Origin of the sequence: Chitinophaga sp. CF118, assembly GCF_900112615.1 — a bacterium.
In the GTDB taxonomy this organism is placed as follows: domain Bacteria; phylum Bacteroidota; class Bacteroidia; order Chitinophagales; family Chitinophagaceae; genus Chitinophaga.
The window spans coordinates 1,817,720-1,831,114 of the sequence record NZ_FOMK01000001.1 but is presented as its reverse complement, the minus strand read 5'-3'; the positions used below and the strand labels follow the sequence as shown (position 1 = coordinate 1,831,114).

Below are 13,395 nucleotides of genomic sequence, written 5' to 3'. Positions count from 1 at the left end.
GTAACTTCAGGGTATATGAGCATTGAGAAAATCTACAAAACACAGCAGGATTTTTTTGCCTCCGGGGCTACATTGTCTTATGATTTTCGTAAGGAGCAACTCCAATTGTTGAAAAAGGCCGTTAAGAAGTATGAACAGCGTATCCTGTCGGCCTTATATGCTGATCTGCATAAGCCTCCTGTAGAAGCATTTGCGGGTGAGATAGGGTTAATATATACTGAGATAACTGATATACTAAGTGGGCTGAAGCACTGGATGCGTGCAGAATCTGTAAGCAGTCCGCTAGCTCAATATCCCAGTCAGAGTAAAATATACCGTGTCCCTCTCGGACTTACGCTGATTATTGCACCGTGGAATTATCCTTTTCAGCTGCTGATGGCTCCATTGGCGGGTGCTATTGCCGGAGGAAACTGTGCTGTTTTAAAACCGTCTGAACTGGCGCCGCATACTGCGGTTGTAATTGAAACATTGATCCGGGAAACCTTTGATCCTGCTTATATTGCCGTATTACAGGGAGAGGGTAGCGTGGTGATTCCGGAAGCAATGCAATATCGATTTGATCATGTATTCTTTACAGGAAGTACTGCGGTTGGCAAAAAGATCCTGGAAATGGCTGCTCCACATCTAACCCCTGTTACCCTGGAATTGGGCGGAAAATCGCCTTGCATTGTAGACGATAAAGTGAATATCAGTGTGGCTGCCAAACGTATTATCTGGGGTAAATACTGGAATGCAGGGCAAACCTGCATAGCTCCGGACTATGTACTGGCGCATGAGCAGGTAAAAGATAAACTGGTGGCAGCGATGAAGAAAGCTATTATACGTTTCTGGGGAGAAGATACCGCTCAAAGTCCTGATTATGGAAGGATTATCAATACCAAAAGATTCAATGTACTGAAGAGCTATCTTGAACAGGGCCGTTTATTGCATGGGGGAGTTACGGATGAAAAGGATCTGTTTATCGCACCTGCTTTGCTTGATGATGTAGACTGGAACAGTCCTGTTATGCAGGAGGAAATCTTTGGCCCTATATTGCCCATCATAACCTTTAATAAACTGGAAGAAGCAGTGCGACTGATCAGACAACAGCCCTATCCCCTTTCCTTATATCTGTTTACAAAGAGAACCAAAACAGAGAAAATCTTACTTGAACAACTTCATTTTGGAGGAGGATGTATTAACAATACATTGATACATTTTACCAATCCTGAACTGCCTTTTGGCGGGGTAGGAAATAGTGGAATGGGACGGTATCATGGGAAGTACAGCTTTGAAACATTCACACATGCTAAGAGTATAATAAAAACCGGGACATGGTTGGATGTGCCGGCAAAATATCCTCCATATAAGAACAAGCTTGCAATAATGAAAATAATGATGAAATAAGGGGCGACCACAATAAAGGAATCATAATAATGCAATGGAAGGTTTCGGTGTAATTAAAAAAACTAAAGCCCCTGTAAGCGAAATACTTGCAGGGGCTTTTTCAATGGATATGAAAGACCGAATTTACAGATCTGCTTTATGCAGCTTTCTGGGGACCTGCACCTCTAACGTCTTTTGTTTGCCGTCTCTTTTCACCTGTACACTTAATGTTCCTTTACTTTTATTTTCCCGATAGGTATTGGTAACATCGCGGGCAGAATTAACTGAAGTTCCTGCTAGTTCTGTGATGATATCGTTTTCTTTAAAACCGGCTTTGTCAGCAGCGGAACCTTGGGCTACTGCCAATACCTGTGCTCCTTCTCCATTTTCCGTATCCTGTACAGACAGGCCCAGTTTCACATCATTATCATCATTGAAACTGCGGTTGTTATTGTTAAAACCATGAGGACCATTGCCAAAGTTCATACCGCCACGTGGCATATTCCGGAAGAAGTTATCCGGACCATCCTGGCTGTTATTATTAGGGAAGAGTTCTATTGCTCCTACTCCTTTTCGTTCGTCCAGCGCCACGGTGATTTTATTCTCCTTTTTATTGCGCAGATATGTGACGGTTATTTTATCTCCCGGCTCATGTGCGCCAATCTTTTCGAACAATTCTTTTGGTTCTGCGATTTTATCTGCATCTATCTGAGTGATTATATCTCCTGCTTTGAGACCTGCTTTTTCTGCCGGAGTATCCTTGCCCACTTCTTTTATTGTAGCGCCGGCTGCTTCGAGCTTTTCTGTAATAACGCCCAGTATAGCTTTGCCAGGAACGATTGCCATATCTGCACCATTATCGTATTCATTATCATCGTCGTTATTAAAGAATTGTAATCCGTGATGCTGCCCGAAATTGAAGTTGTTTCCGTCTACAGGTCTGATGCGGCGCCGATATACAGAGATATCGCCATCTTTATAAGCATCCATTTTTTCGCCATCTACCAGCACGTTCCCATCTTTAATTTCAATGGTTACTTTCCCATCCTTATTATTATTCCGTTTAATGATGATTTCATCATATTCGCCCAGCTTATCGCCCTTTTTATCCTGGGCATATGAAGCTGTGCTTACAGCAAAGCAGATAATGCTTGCTAGCGTAAGGGTTTGCAGTAGCTTGCTCATAACTGGTACTTTTATGTTTAATACAAATTTAGAGGAGGTAGATATAAAGGAAAAGTTAAAATAGATGAAGCTGGAAAGTAAATGACAAAAAAGGGTCGTTAGTTATGAAAAAATCGTAATATAGTAAGGCTATGAAAAAAACAGCACATATGTATTTGCAAATCTCTGCTCCATGCGCGCAGTTATGGGATGATATGGCAGTTGTTACAGGTGGCAGATTTTGTAGTAGCTGTGAAAAGAAGGTGATTGACTTTTCCCTGTTGAGTGACCGTCAGATCATAGAAGTAATAGAAAGTAGTAAGCAGGAGGTATGTGGACGATTTGTGAATGAACAGCTTGACAGAGGAATTTAGTAGTGGCGGATGAGCGATCAAATGTGCTGTTGCCTGCTGTATTAATAAGTACAGTGCTGATAGCAGCTACCCCGGAAATAACACATGCTGGAAATGAATTGCCCATTATAGAACAGGATAGCAGCAAACCAGCAGAAAAAGTACCTGTCATTAAAGGTGATAGTACTGTTCCAGAGAACTATGAGTGTGATATTTTACCTGGCTATTCCGCATTGGGTAAAGATATTGAAGTCGTTGCTTATGCGGTAAAACGTACTCCGGAGTATATAACCGGGGCGGTAACAACTATATATTCTGAGATCAAATCAACAATAACAGAGCCAATACCAGTTAGGAAGAAAAAGAAATGGTTCTTCTGGAGATGATAATGCTGAAGCAACATAAATAAAAAAGAGAGCGTACCATATGTGATACGCTCTCTTTTTTATTTAGTGATTTATTACAACATTGCTTTCACCTGAGAGATCACCTGTTCCAGTTGTCCGGCTTCCTGTCCGCTGGCAGAAGCAAAGGATTTCTGACCTCCTCCTCCGCCTTTGATGAGCGATGCAACATGTTCCTTGATGATTTTAGCGGCATCCAACCCTTTTTCTGCTACAAGGTTATCTGAGATCATGAGTGAAACGCTAGCCTTACCACTAATGTTTGCCAACAACAGCAATACATGATTGTCAACTACATTCTTCAGATTCGCAGAGAGCTGTTTCAACGCATCTGCATTCCTTACATCTACAATCTTACCCAGGAAGTTGATTCCATTGATAGGCTCTATATATTCTTTCAGACTGGCAGACAATTGTTTCAGTATATCTTTTTCAATCAGTTCCAGTTGTTTTGTTAAAGCAGCTTTATCTGATAAAAGTGTTTCTATTGTTTTAACCAGTTCTTTAGGATTTTTGAGTGTTGCCTTAACTTCTTTCAGTTGCTGCAATTCATCATTCACAAAGGAGAGCGCATTATTTCCCGTAACCGCTTCAATGCGGCGAACACCTGCTGCTACAGCACTCTCAGATGTAAATTTGAAAAGACCAAGTTCTCCGGTAGCGGTAATATGGGTACCACCGCAGAGCTCTACAGAGTATGCAGGGTCCATGACTACCACGCGTACTACATCTCCATATTTTTCACCAAACAATGCCATTGCACCAAGTTTCATCGCTTCTTCTTTAGGAAGCTCCCTGATCATCACGGGGATGTTGGCGCGGATCTTTTCGTTTACGATATCTTCTATTTTAGCCAGTTCTTCGTCTGTCACTTTGGCGAAGTGCGAAAAGTCAAAACGAAGGTAGGACGCATTTACCAGTGAACCTTTCTGTGCTACGTGCGTACCTAATACCTGACGCAGAGCGGCATGCAGAAGGTGGGTAGCTGAGTGGTTCAGTGCAGTGTGCTGACGCTTGTCTCTGTCAATAACAGCTATGACAGTACCGGTTATGGTAGTAGGTAGTTTATCTACAAAGTGAACGATCAGATCGTTTTCTTTTTTTGTATCAGTTACAGTGACAGACTCTCCATTAAAAGTGAGCAGACCGGTATCGCCTACCTGTCCGCCGCTTTCGGCATAAAAAGGTGTCTGGGCGAGTACCAGTTGGTATTGTTCCTTGCCTTTAGCTTTGATTTTACGGTATTTGGTAACATGAGTTTCAGTTCCAAACAGGTCGTATCCTATGAATTTGGTTGCAGGAGTATCATCGAGTACTGTCCAGTCGCCCATATCCAGCTCAGTTGCTGCACGGGAGCGATCTTTCTGCTCTTTTAAGGCTACTTTAAAACCTTCTTCATCCACACTAAAGCCATTTTCTCCTGCTATTAGTTGTGTAAGGTCGAAAGGAAAACCATAAGTGTCATTCAGTTCAAAGGCAGACGGTCCATCTATGGTCTTCTTTGCTGCATTGGCTTTCATAATATCTTCCAGGCGGCGAATTCCGCTATCCAGGGTACGCAGGAAGTTGTTTTCCTCTTCAAATATTACCTTTTTCACAAAGTCGGCCTGTTGGAGCAATTCGGGGAATACAGTTGCAAACTGTTCAGCCAGCACAGGCACGAGTTCGTGAAGGAGGGGCTTTTTCTGGCCCAGAAATGAGAAATAGTATCTTACCGCACGACGGAGAATGCGGCGGATTACATAACCAGCACCGGTATTTGAAGGCAGTTGCCCATCAGCAATGGTGAAGCTGATAGCACGGATATGATCTGCGATTACGCGGAAAGCCACATCCTGTTTGCTATCTGTACGGCCATATAAATGTCCGGTCAGTTTTTCAGTACTATGAATGGTACCGGAGAACACATCAGTATCATAGTTGGAGGATTTGCCCTGCATCACCCTCACCAGGCGTTCAAAGCCCATTCCGGTATCCACATGTTGAGCCGGGAGAGGTTCCAGGCTTTTATCTTTCAGACGGTTGAACTGCATAAATACGTTGTTCCAGATTTCTATCACCTGGGGATCATCTGCATTTACCAGTTTAGCACCATCCACTTGTGCCCTTTCGGTATCGGGGCGGCAGTCTACATGGATTTCTGAGCATGGACCGCATGGACCGGTGTCTCCCATTTCCCAGAAATTATCCTTTTTATTACCTAGCAGGATTCTGTCTTCTGCAATATGTTGTTTCCAGAAATTATATGCTTCTTCGTCTTTGGGCAGGTTTTCATTCGCATCTCCTTCAAATACAGTGACATAGAGGCGATCTTTGGGGATCTTATAGATATCCGTCAATAATTCCCAGCTCCAGGCAATAGCGTCTTTTTTGAAATAGTCGCCAAAGCTCCAGTTACCCAGCATTTCGAACATGGTATGGTGGTAGGTATCGATCCCTACTTCTTCCAAATCATTATGTTTACCGCTTACACGCAGGCACTTTTGTGTATCTGCCACCCTTTTCCAGGCTGGTGCCCTGTTTCCCAGGAAGTAGTCTTTAAACTGGTTCATACCTGCGTTTGTGAATAGCAGGGTAGGATCGTTCTTAACCACGATGGGAGCAGAAGGTACGATGTGGTGACCTTTGGATGTAAAAAAGTCCAGGAATTGCTGACGAATCTCGGGTGCAGTCATAAATATTTGAAATAATTGATATGTATTATAATTTTGTGTCAACTAAATGACTTTAATTTGTATTTTAAGCCAACTTATGGTATTTAGAAAATTGACATTCAAAAGATTGCCCTTTTAATCTAATTCCATTAGGTTTGCAAACCTTCCCCATTTGATGGAAAGGAGTGCAAAAATATTGAAAAAGTGTATATGCCCTCATCCATATGTGTCTAACCCTATGAAAAAATAAAACACAAGGACTTACGTTAGGTTGAAGTTCTGCTTAAATGCATAAGCCCGGTACATGAAGAAGGTTAAATACTTTTATAATACACAAACACTTAAATATGAGAAACTCGTAGTTTCACTACGGGTAAAAGTACTTCGTATTCTAGGGTTTATTTCGGCGGCGATTGTGACAGGTTTTATCTTCCTGTCGATTTCTTATCGCGTTCTGGATTCGCCCAAAGAAAAATCTTTGCGACGGGAAGTAGAGATCATGAGCGAGAAATATGAAGCTATGCAGGGCCGGATGAATGAGGTGAAATCCCAGTTATCTGAGTTGGAGCATCGTGACAATGAGATTTACCGGGTAATATTTGAGGCATCTCCGATTCCGGATAGCACCAGGGCGGGAAAAAATGAAAAAGAGGAAGAGCTGACGCAGTTGCAGTCTTTTTCCAGCAGTGAGATTATTGCTAGTACTGGTGTACTGTTAAAGGAACTGATTCACAGGATCTCTGTGCAGGGAAAATCGTATGAGAAAATTGATGACCTGGTTAAGAATAAGCAAAAGATGCTGGCTTCTATTCCTGCTATACAACCGGTATCAAATAAAGACCTGAAACGTATTGCTTCTGGATTTGGATATCGTATCGATCCTATCTACAAAACAGTAAAATATCATTCCGGGCTTGACTTTGCAGCTCCCAGCGGTACTCCGATATATGCCACCGGTGATGGTGTGGTGGAAGATGCCAGCATGAGTGATGTGGGATATGGTAACCATGTACTAATTAATCATGGGTATGGATATAAAACACTTTATGGCCATATGTTGCGCATTAAGGTAAAAGGCGGACAGACTGTAAAACGTGGAGATGTTGTTGGATGGGTGGGTAGTACCGGTAAATCTACGGGTCCTCACTGTCACTATGAAGTGAGTAAAAATGGGGAAAAGGTTGATCCTGTATATTTCTTCTTTAATGACCTGTCACCCGAAGAGTTTGACAGGATGCTGAAAATTGCCCGATCGGGTAACCAGTCTTTCGACTAAAAATTTTGTAATTTGGTAGCATAAAAGTTGCAGGTTTGCGGATAATAGTTTGTTTTCCAAGGACTAAATAACTGATATTTGCCATATTATAAATGCTATGATGCAACAGCTGGATCTTTTTTCTTCATCGGAGCCATCACAACCTGCGCCAGAAGTGGCAGCAGAAAAGGTGCCTGTGATTCCACCGCCTAAAGTAGTGGTAGAAGAACAGCGGGTGAAGATCCAGGTGCAATTACCATCAGACACACTTCCTCCCATTGCAGTAACAGGAACTTCTGTAACCTCCTCTCAACCGCCTCAGAAAAAACGCGGGCGTAAGTCGCTGAAAGAAGTGGCAGATGATCCAGATCTTATTAAGACCCTGGATGCTGTGTCATTGGACAAACAATACTATTCCATCAGCGAGGTGGCTACCATGTTTAAAGTAAATACATCGCTGATTCGATATTGGGAGAATGAATTTGATATATTGCAGCCCAAAAAAAACCGAAAGGGTGATCGTCTGTTCCGCCAGGAAGACATTCACCATCTAAAACTTATTTATCACCTGTTGCGTGAAAGGAAGTACACCATTGAAGGCGCCAAGCAGAAATTGAAAGAAGATAGAAAACTTGCTGCCCGAAATTTCGAAATGGTACAAGCTTTGCTTAAGGTGAAGGGGTTTTTATCAGAACTGAAGGAACAATTATAAAAAAAAGTTATGCGTTTGAAATCATTATTACTGGGAGGCGGCCTCTTATTGTCTACCCTCTCATGGGCACAAAGCACCACCAGCACAGCATCTAATGGAAGGAAAGTACTGAAAGGCAAGATTGAGATGAAGACACTGATGAACGATAGTGCCTTTGCCTGGTTTTATTCCGGAGTGAATAAATATCAGCCTAATGACAATATGCTGAATTATGTAAAGGATAATCGTGGTAAGTTTAATGTAGTGGCGGTAGTAAGCACCTGGGATGATGCCAGTCGTAAATTATTACCTGCTTTATATAAAGTGATTATATTGGGTGGTAGCCCCGATGAGCAGATTACTACCTTTGGTGCAGATGAAAAATTACAAACCAATGCTCCACAGGATTATAAAGTTAAAAAGGTGCCTACTTTCATCGTATTACGTGAAGGAAAGGAAATAGGCCGGATTAATGCAGATGTAGAAGATACAATGGAAAGTGCATTAGCAAAGATTCTGCTGAAGGCAAACAGGAAAGACAAAGATTAAAAGACTTGTAAATTATTTAAGGGCCTGTATCGAAAATACGATACAGGCTTTTTTTATCTCTCAACGATCTCCACTTTTGTACTGGATAATTTAGCTCCCCGGTTTTCCAGGGCCTTTACCAAAGCAATATTGACCTCACTGCGCAACGCATTATATTGTACACCTTCAATCACATAAGTCATGTAAATGATCTGGATTACGTAGGTGTCTTTTGTGAAGTCGTGGAGGTTTACTATAAAGTCTTCCAGGATCTTCTCATTTCTTTTCAAAATATCTTTGATATCCTGTAATACCTTCATCAGGTTTTCAGCAGGAGTATCCCCGGCTACTTCCAGGCGCAGATCAACCCGTTGTTGTGTACGCAGGGAAAGGTTGTCCAGGATACTATCCACCATTTTTTTATTCGGAACAGTTACATAAGTTTTTTCTCTTGTACGGAGGCGGGTACTGCGTAATCCTATTTTTTCCACACTTCCTTGGTAGGTATCTACTTTTACATTGTCGCCTACACGGAAGGGTTTGTCGAAGAAGATAATAAATGACCCGATAAGGTTTTCTATACTCTCTTTTGCTGCCAATGCCAATGCAGCTGCACCAATTCCAAGCCCCGCAATGATCTTATTCACCAGTACTGCTCCAAAGAGGATCCGGATAAATGCCACCGCACCAAAAATGAATACCAGTGCTTTAAAGAAATCACGGAAAAATACGATGAACTGGTTATCTGTGATGTCGTGGGCTATATCTGCTGCTTTGCTGAGTATTAAAGAAATAAAATCGATCATCCGTAGAATGATCCAGATGATGGATACAGTAAGTGTCAGCTCAAGGATTGTATCAAGAATGTTTTTTAAGGTGTACCCGTTATATACTTTAAAATTGAGTTCCGGTGGAAAATTGAGATGATCTGCCGTGATCATAAATGCGATCAGCAGCAGGAAATATTCCAGTGGCTTTAACAGGAGATGTGAAAACTCTTCCTGCCGGATATCCGGAGCAAAGTGTTTTATCTCTTTGAACAGCAGGTTTGCCATCCCCTGAGAAAGGTAACGTTTGATCATGGATACAAACAGCAATACGATTGCCAGTATAAAATAGCTCTGGATTGGATTGCCAAAGATAATCTGGTCTAAGAAATTATTCATTGTCTATGGTTATTCTGAACTGCGAAATTATATAATCCTTTTACTTTCTATATGATCTATTAGTATTACGCCTGGCCGTTTCCCTTTTTCAAAGCTGCCGTAAAGATCGGTAATACCCAGTGCCTGTGCGCCGTTGAAAGTAGCCCACTGCAATATTTCTTCCAGTGGGATGCCGGGAAAATGTTTCCGGATGGTCTGGATTTCCTGCCATATAGAAAGCTGGTGATTGGAAGCCAGACTGTCTGTTCCCAGTGTAATAGTACATCCCTTGCTACGGAGCAGAGGGATATCGGGCAGGCAGTTTTCTATGTATAGATTTGCCTGCGGACAAAGGCACCAATAGGTTTGCAGTGCATTATCTTTTGTGAACTGGAGATCAGATTCCTGTGTAAAGGTATTATGCACAAGAATCAGCGGAAGGTGTTTGAACCAGGGGAGCCATGCTGGCAGGCTGTTAGTTCCTGTCGGTTGAAAAGCTGAGGTATCCATCCCGAAATGCTGGTAAAAATGCAGGAAATCGCCTGTTTTATCCTTGTAAAGCATATTTTCTGCGGCAGATTCTTGGTTATGGATGCTGACAGGTGTATTATCCGGTGTAGCCGCCAGAAGAGCAAAAAGGTCTGCACTGACAGAGTAAGGAGCATGGGGAACAATGGAACAGGGCAACCCGGTGGTGCGAAACTGCTCCAGCACCCCTTTGCTGAATTCATAACGGTTTTGTGCAAAGGTGGGCACAAAACCCATACATTCTATAAATGAGTGATAATATAAGGAGGATTCTTTTTTCTGCCGAAGGGAAGCTGTACCGTTGCAAATATCACCTACGGCGGCGATCCCGCTCTCCCACATGGCTTTTTCTGCTATGGCCATAGCAAGTTCCTGGGCGGCAGGGTCCTGCTGCCCCCTTTTCTCCATTACGCTGGTCAGAAAGGCTGGTAAGCCAGTACCTTCGGGTATCACACCTGCCATATGAGACAATTCCAGGTGGCAATGTGTATTAATGAAACCCGGACAAAGTATACCATTTACTTGTTGGACGTCATCTCCCGCAGCTGTTTCATGCACAATATCCAGTACCACACCCTTGTCAGATACGATGAGTACCATGCTTTCCGGTAATAATTGTTTGCCGGTAAACAGTGCTGTTCCTTTAAATTTAGCAAGTTGAACCATATACTTGTAACGAATTATGTTAATTGGTGTTAATTTTGCGAACTTGTTTAGGTAGCCGTACTGCTTAAACATCCATCAAAGATAATTATGATAGATAAACTAGAAGCTATAAAAGGCCGGTTTGAGCAGGTATCTCTTGCATTGACCAATCCGGAGATAGTAAAGGATAATAAGCAATTCAGCAAGCTGAGTAAGGAGTACCGGCAGCTGGAAAAGATCGTGAAGGCATACGATAGCTATATGAAATTGCTTGACAGTATCGCTTTCAATAAGGAAGTGCTGGAAAGTGGTGATGAGGAAATGAGGGATCTTGCCAAAGAAGAAACTGAGGAACTGGGTCAACAGAAGGAGGCGATTGAAGAAACGATCCGCAACCTGCTGATCCCTAAAGACCCCCAGGATGAAAAGAACGCTATGCTGGAAATCAGGGGTGGTACTGGTGGTGATGAGGCCAGTCTTTTTGCTGGTGACCTGCTGCGTATGTACCTGCGTTACTTTGAGAACAAAGGATGGAGCTTTAGCATTATGAATGAAACACCCGGTAGTGCAGGTGGATATAAGGAAGTTGTAGTGGAAGTGAACGGAGAAGATGTGTACGGCACAATGAAGTTTGAATCGGGCGTACACCGTGTACAGCGTGTGCCGGCAACTGAAACTGCGGGTCGTGTGCATACATCTGCGGCTACCGTTGCGATATTACCGGAAGCGGATGAGGTGGATGTGGATGTACGGGAAGCGGATATCAAAATGGATACCTTCCGTTCATCAGGTGCGGGTGGACAGCACGTAAATAAAACGGAGTCTGCCGTACGTTTAACGCATATTCCGACTGGCGTGGTGGTAGAGTGCCAGGAAGGACGTAGTCAGCACTCCAACAGGGATATTGCTATGAAAATGCTGCGTTCCCGTATTTATGAAGCTGCTGTACGTAAACATGAGGAAGCCATCGCCTCCCACAGGAAAACGCTGGTATCTACAGGCGACCGCTCTGCCAAAATACGCACATATAATTACCCACAGGGTAGGGTAACCGATCATCGTATAGGTATGACCCTTTATAACCTGGATGCATTTATGAATGGAGAGATCCAGGAAATGATCCAGGCATTACAGTTTGCAGAGAATGTTGAGAAGATGAAAATGGGAAGCTAAAATCTTGGCAGCATATTTGTCTCACTCAGTAATTATCATTAATTCGTATAACTAAGACCTTTAATAAAAATAGATTAAGATGAAAAGAAGAATTAGTCCTATAGTAGCCATCGTACTGTGTGCAACGATGTTATTTAGTTGTAAGACATGGCAGAGTATGGATAATACCAAAAAAGGCGCTGCAATAGGTGTTGGCGGTGGTGCCGCTACCGGTGCTATCATCGGCCGTGCTGCCGGTAATACCGCTTTGGGAGCTATCATTGGTGCTGCTGTGGGTGGTACTGCAGGTGTACTCATTGGTAAGAAAATGGATAAGCAGGCACAGGAAATAAAAACAGAAGTACCGAATGCTACCGTAGAACGTGTGGGTGAAGGTATCAACGTTACTTTCAACTCTGGTGTATTATTCGGTTTTGATAAGTCTGATCTTACTCCTACTGCTCAGGGAAATATCAGGCAGCTTGCACAAATTCTGAATAAGGCAGAATATACCAATACTTATGTACGTGTAGAAGGTCATACAGATACTACTGGTACAGATGCTTACAACAATGCACTGTCTGAAAGACGTGCAACTGCTGTAGCTAACTATCTGAAAGCACAGGGTATTGCTGCTAACCGTATCCAGGCTTACTGGTATGGTTCAAAACAACCGGTAGCTCCAAATAACTCTGATGCTAATAAAGCGAAGAACCGTCGTGTTGAGTTTGCAATCTTTGCAAATGACAAGATGAAATCTGATGCTAAGAAGGAATCAGGTCAATAAGAAATTCTCAATTACCTTATATAATAAAGCCCTTTGGTTGTTGCCAGAGGGCTTTATTATTTGTAACCTCAAATAAGTATAATTATGTAAACACAGCAATAATCACATAAAAAATAAAAATATAATAGTGTACTTGGCTTAATAGTACTCGTATTAGCTCTGTATGTATTTATTTTTCGCTGGGTGTTCCAGGTGAATAATATTATATTCTACCTGGATAAGATAAATGAGAAATTGGCAAAAATGGAAGAAGATAAGAATGCAAAATAAAAAAGACTCCATTAAGGAGCCTGTAAGAAATGATTTTATTGACCCTCAGGTTTAAACCACCACTTTCTGATCAGTTTAAAGGCCAGGATTCCGGCTACTGCGCCAAGGGTATCCGCAGCTACATCACTCATATCAAAGCTGCGCTGGATAGCTATATATTTCTGGATATATTCTATTGCCAGGCCGTAAAAGGCTGCAGATATAGCAAAGAGGGAATAAGCGAGTTTAGAAATATGTCCATGCTGGCGGTAAAAGCCTATACATAATAATAATACCGTACATCCAAATAAACCAAAATGCACTATTTTGTCCATGTGGATCTTTGAAAAGATCGGAGACGTAGGCAAATCATTGCCGGGAATAGTACAAAGAAAAAGTACAAATAATATCCAAATTATGGCTGGCAGGTAAAATTTTATATTCCTCATTACTGGCTCTTCATCTGTTTGGTTCT

13 protein-coding genes are annotated in these 13,395 nt (G+C 42.3%); 8 read left to right on the top strand and 5 right to left on the bottom strand.

The window, feature by feature from the left end; genetic code table 11:
• The first annotated feature begins 15 nt into the window (after positions 1–15).
• Complete coding sequence (locus BM176_RS07195; RefSeq protein ID WP_090101046.1) at positions 16–1,386, top strand: aldehyde dehydrogenase; 1,371 nt, start codon at positions 16–18, stop codon at positions 1,384–1,386.
• 123 nt (positions 1,387–1,509) lie between these two features.
• Here the strand turns inward: BM176_RS07195 and BM176_RS07190 are convergent, their stop codons facing one another.
• Complete coding sequence (locus BM176_RS07190) at positions 1,510–2,550, bottom strand: PDZ domain-containing protein (RefSeq protein WP_090101044.1); 1,041 nt, start codon at positions 2,548–2,550, stop codon at positions 1,510–1,512.
• Between the two features lie 131 nt (positions 2,551–2,681).
• On the opposite strand from BM176_RS07190, the gene BM176_RS07185 reads away from it, so the two are divergent.
• Both BM176_RS07185 and BM176_RS07180 read left to right on the top strand, forming a co-directional pair.
• Positions 2,682–2,903, top strand: coding sequence for a hypothetical protein (locus BM176_RS07185; RefSeq protein WP_090101042.1), 222 nt, complete (start codon positions 2,682–2,684; stop codon positions 2,901–2,903).
• A 29-nt stretch (positions 2,904–2,932) separates the two neighbouring features.
• Positions 2,933–3,268, top strand: a complete 336-nt coding sequence (locus BM176_RS07180; RefSeq protein WP_143097742.1) for a hypothetical protein — start codon at positions 2,933–2,935, stop codon at positions 3,266–3,268.
• Between the two features lie 74 nt (positions 3,269–3,342).
• On the opposite strand, the gene alaS is transcribed toward BM176_RS07180, so the two are convergent.
• Positions 3,343–5,961, bottom strand: a complete 2,619-nt coding sequence (alaS, locus tag BM176_RS07175) for an alanine--tRNA ligase (RefSeq protein WP_090101038.1) — start codon at positions 5,959–5,961, stop codon at positions 3,343–3,345.
• Positions 5,962–6,244: 283 nt separating this feature from the next.
• Here alaS and BM176_RS07170 point away from each other — a divergent pair, with 283 nt between their 5' ends.
• From BM176_RS07170 to BM176_RS07160, 3 genes are all read left to right on the top strand, one after another.
• A complete protein-coding gene (locus BM176_RS07170) occupies positions 6,245–7,216 on the top strand; it encodes a M23 family metallopeptidase (protein WP_090101036.1) in 972 nt (323 codons plus the stop codon).
• Between the two features lie 97 nt (positions 7,217–7,313).
• The gene (locus BM176_RS07165) at positions 7,314–7,907 is read left to right on the top strand and encodes a MerR family transcriptional regulator (protein WP_255373456.1); all 594 of its coding nucleotides are present in this window, start codon (positions 7,314–7,316) and stop codon (positions 7,905–7,907) included.
• A 9-nt stretch (positions 7,908–7,916) separates the two neighbouring features.
• On the top strand, positions 7,917–8,435 hold the full coding sequence (locus BM176_RS07160; protein WP_090101034.1) for a thioredoxin family protein: 519 nt from the start codon (positions 7,917–7,919) through the stop codon (positions 8,433–8,435).
• 53 nt (positions 8,436–8,488) lie between these two features.
• Here the strand turns inward: BM176_RS07160 and BM176_RS07155 are convergent, their stop codons facing one another.
• The gene (locus BM176_RS07155) at positions 8,489–9,580 is read right to left on the bottom strand and encodes a mechanosensitive ion channel family protein (protein WP_090101025.1); all 1,092 of its coding nucleotides are present in this window, start codon (positions 9,578–9,580) and stop codon (positions 8,489–8,491) included.
• 27 nt (positions 9,581–9,607) lie between these two features.
• Entirely contained in the window at positions 9,608–10,753 is a 1,146-nt protein-coding gene (locus tag BM176_RS07150; protein ID WP_177230321.1) for an amidohydrolase family protein, read from the bottom strand.
• An 87-nt stretch (positions 10,754–10,840) separates the two neighbouring features.
• Here BM176_RS07150 and prfA point away from each other — a divergent pair, with 87 nt between their 5' ends.
• A complete protein-coding gene (gene prfA, locus BM176_RS07145) occupies positions 10,841–11,905 on the top strand; it encodes a peptide chain release factor 1 (RefSeq protein WP_090101021.1) in 1,065 nt (354 codons plus the stop codon).
• Between the two features lie 79 nt (positions 11,906–11,984).
• Positions 11,985–12,671 (top strand): YiaD family glycine zipper/OmpA-like lipoprotein, encoded by a 687-nt coding sequence (locus BM176_RS07140; protein WP_090101019.1) that lies wholly within the window; start codon positions 11,985–11,987, stop codon positions 12,669–12,671.
• A 305-nt stretch (positions 12,672–12,976) separates the two neighbouring features.
• Here BM176_RS07140 and BM176_RS07135 read toward each other — a convergent pair whose 3' ends face one another.
• On the bottom strand, positions 12,977–13,369 hold the full coding sequence (locus tag BM176_RS07135; protein WP_090101017.1) for a VanZ family protein: 393 nt from the start codon (positions 13,367–13,369) through the stop codon (positions 12,977–12,979).
• Between the last annotated feature and the right edge of the window lie 26 nt (positions 13,370–13,395).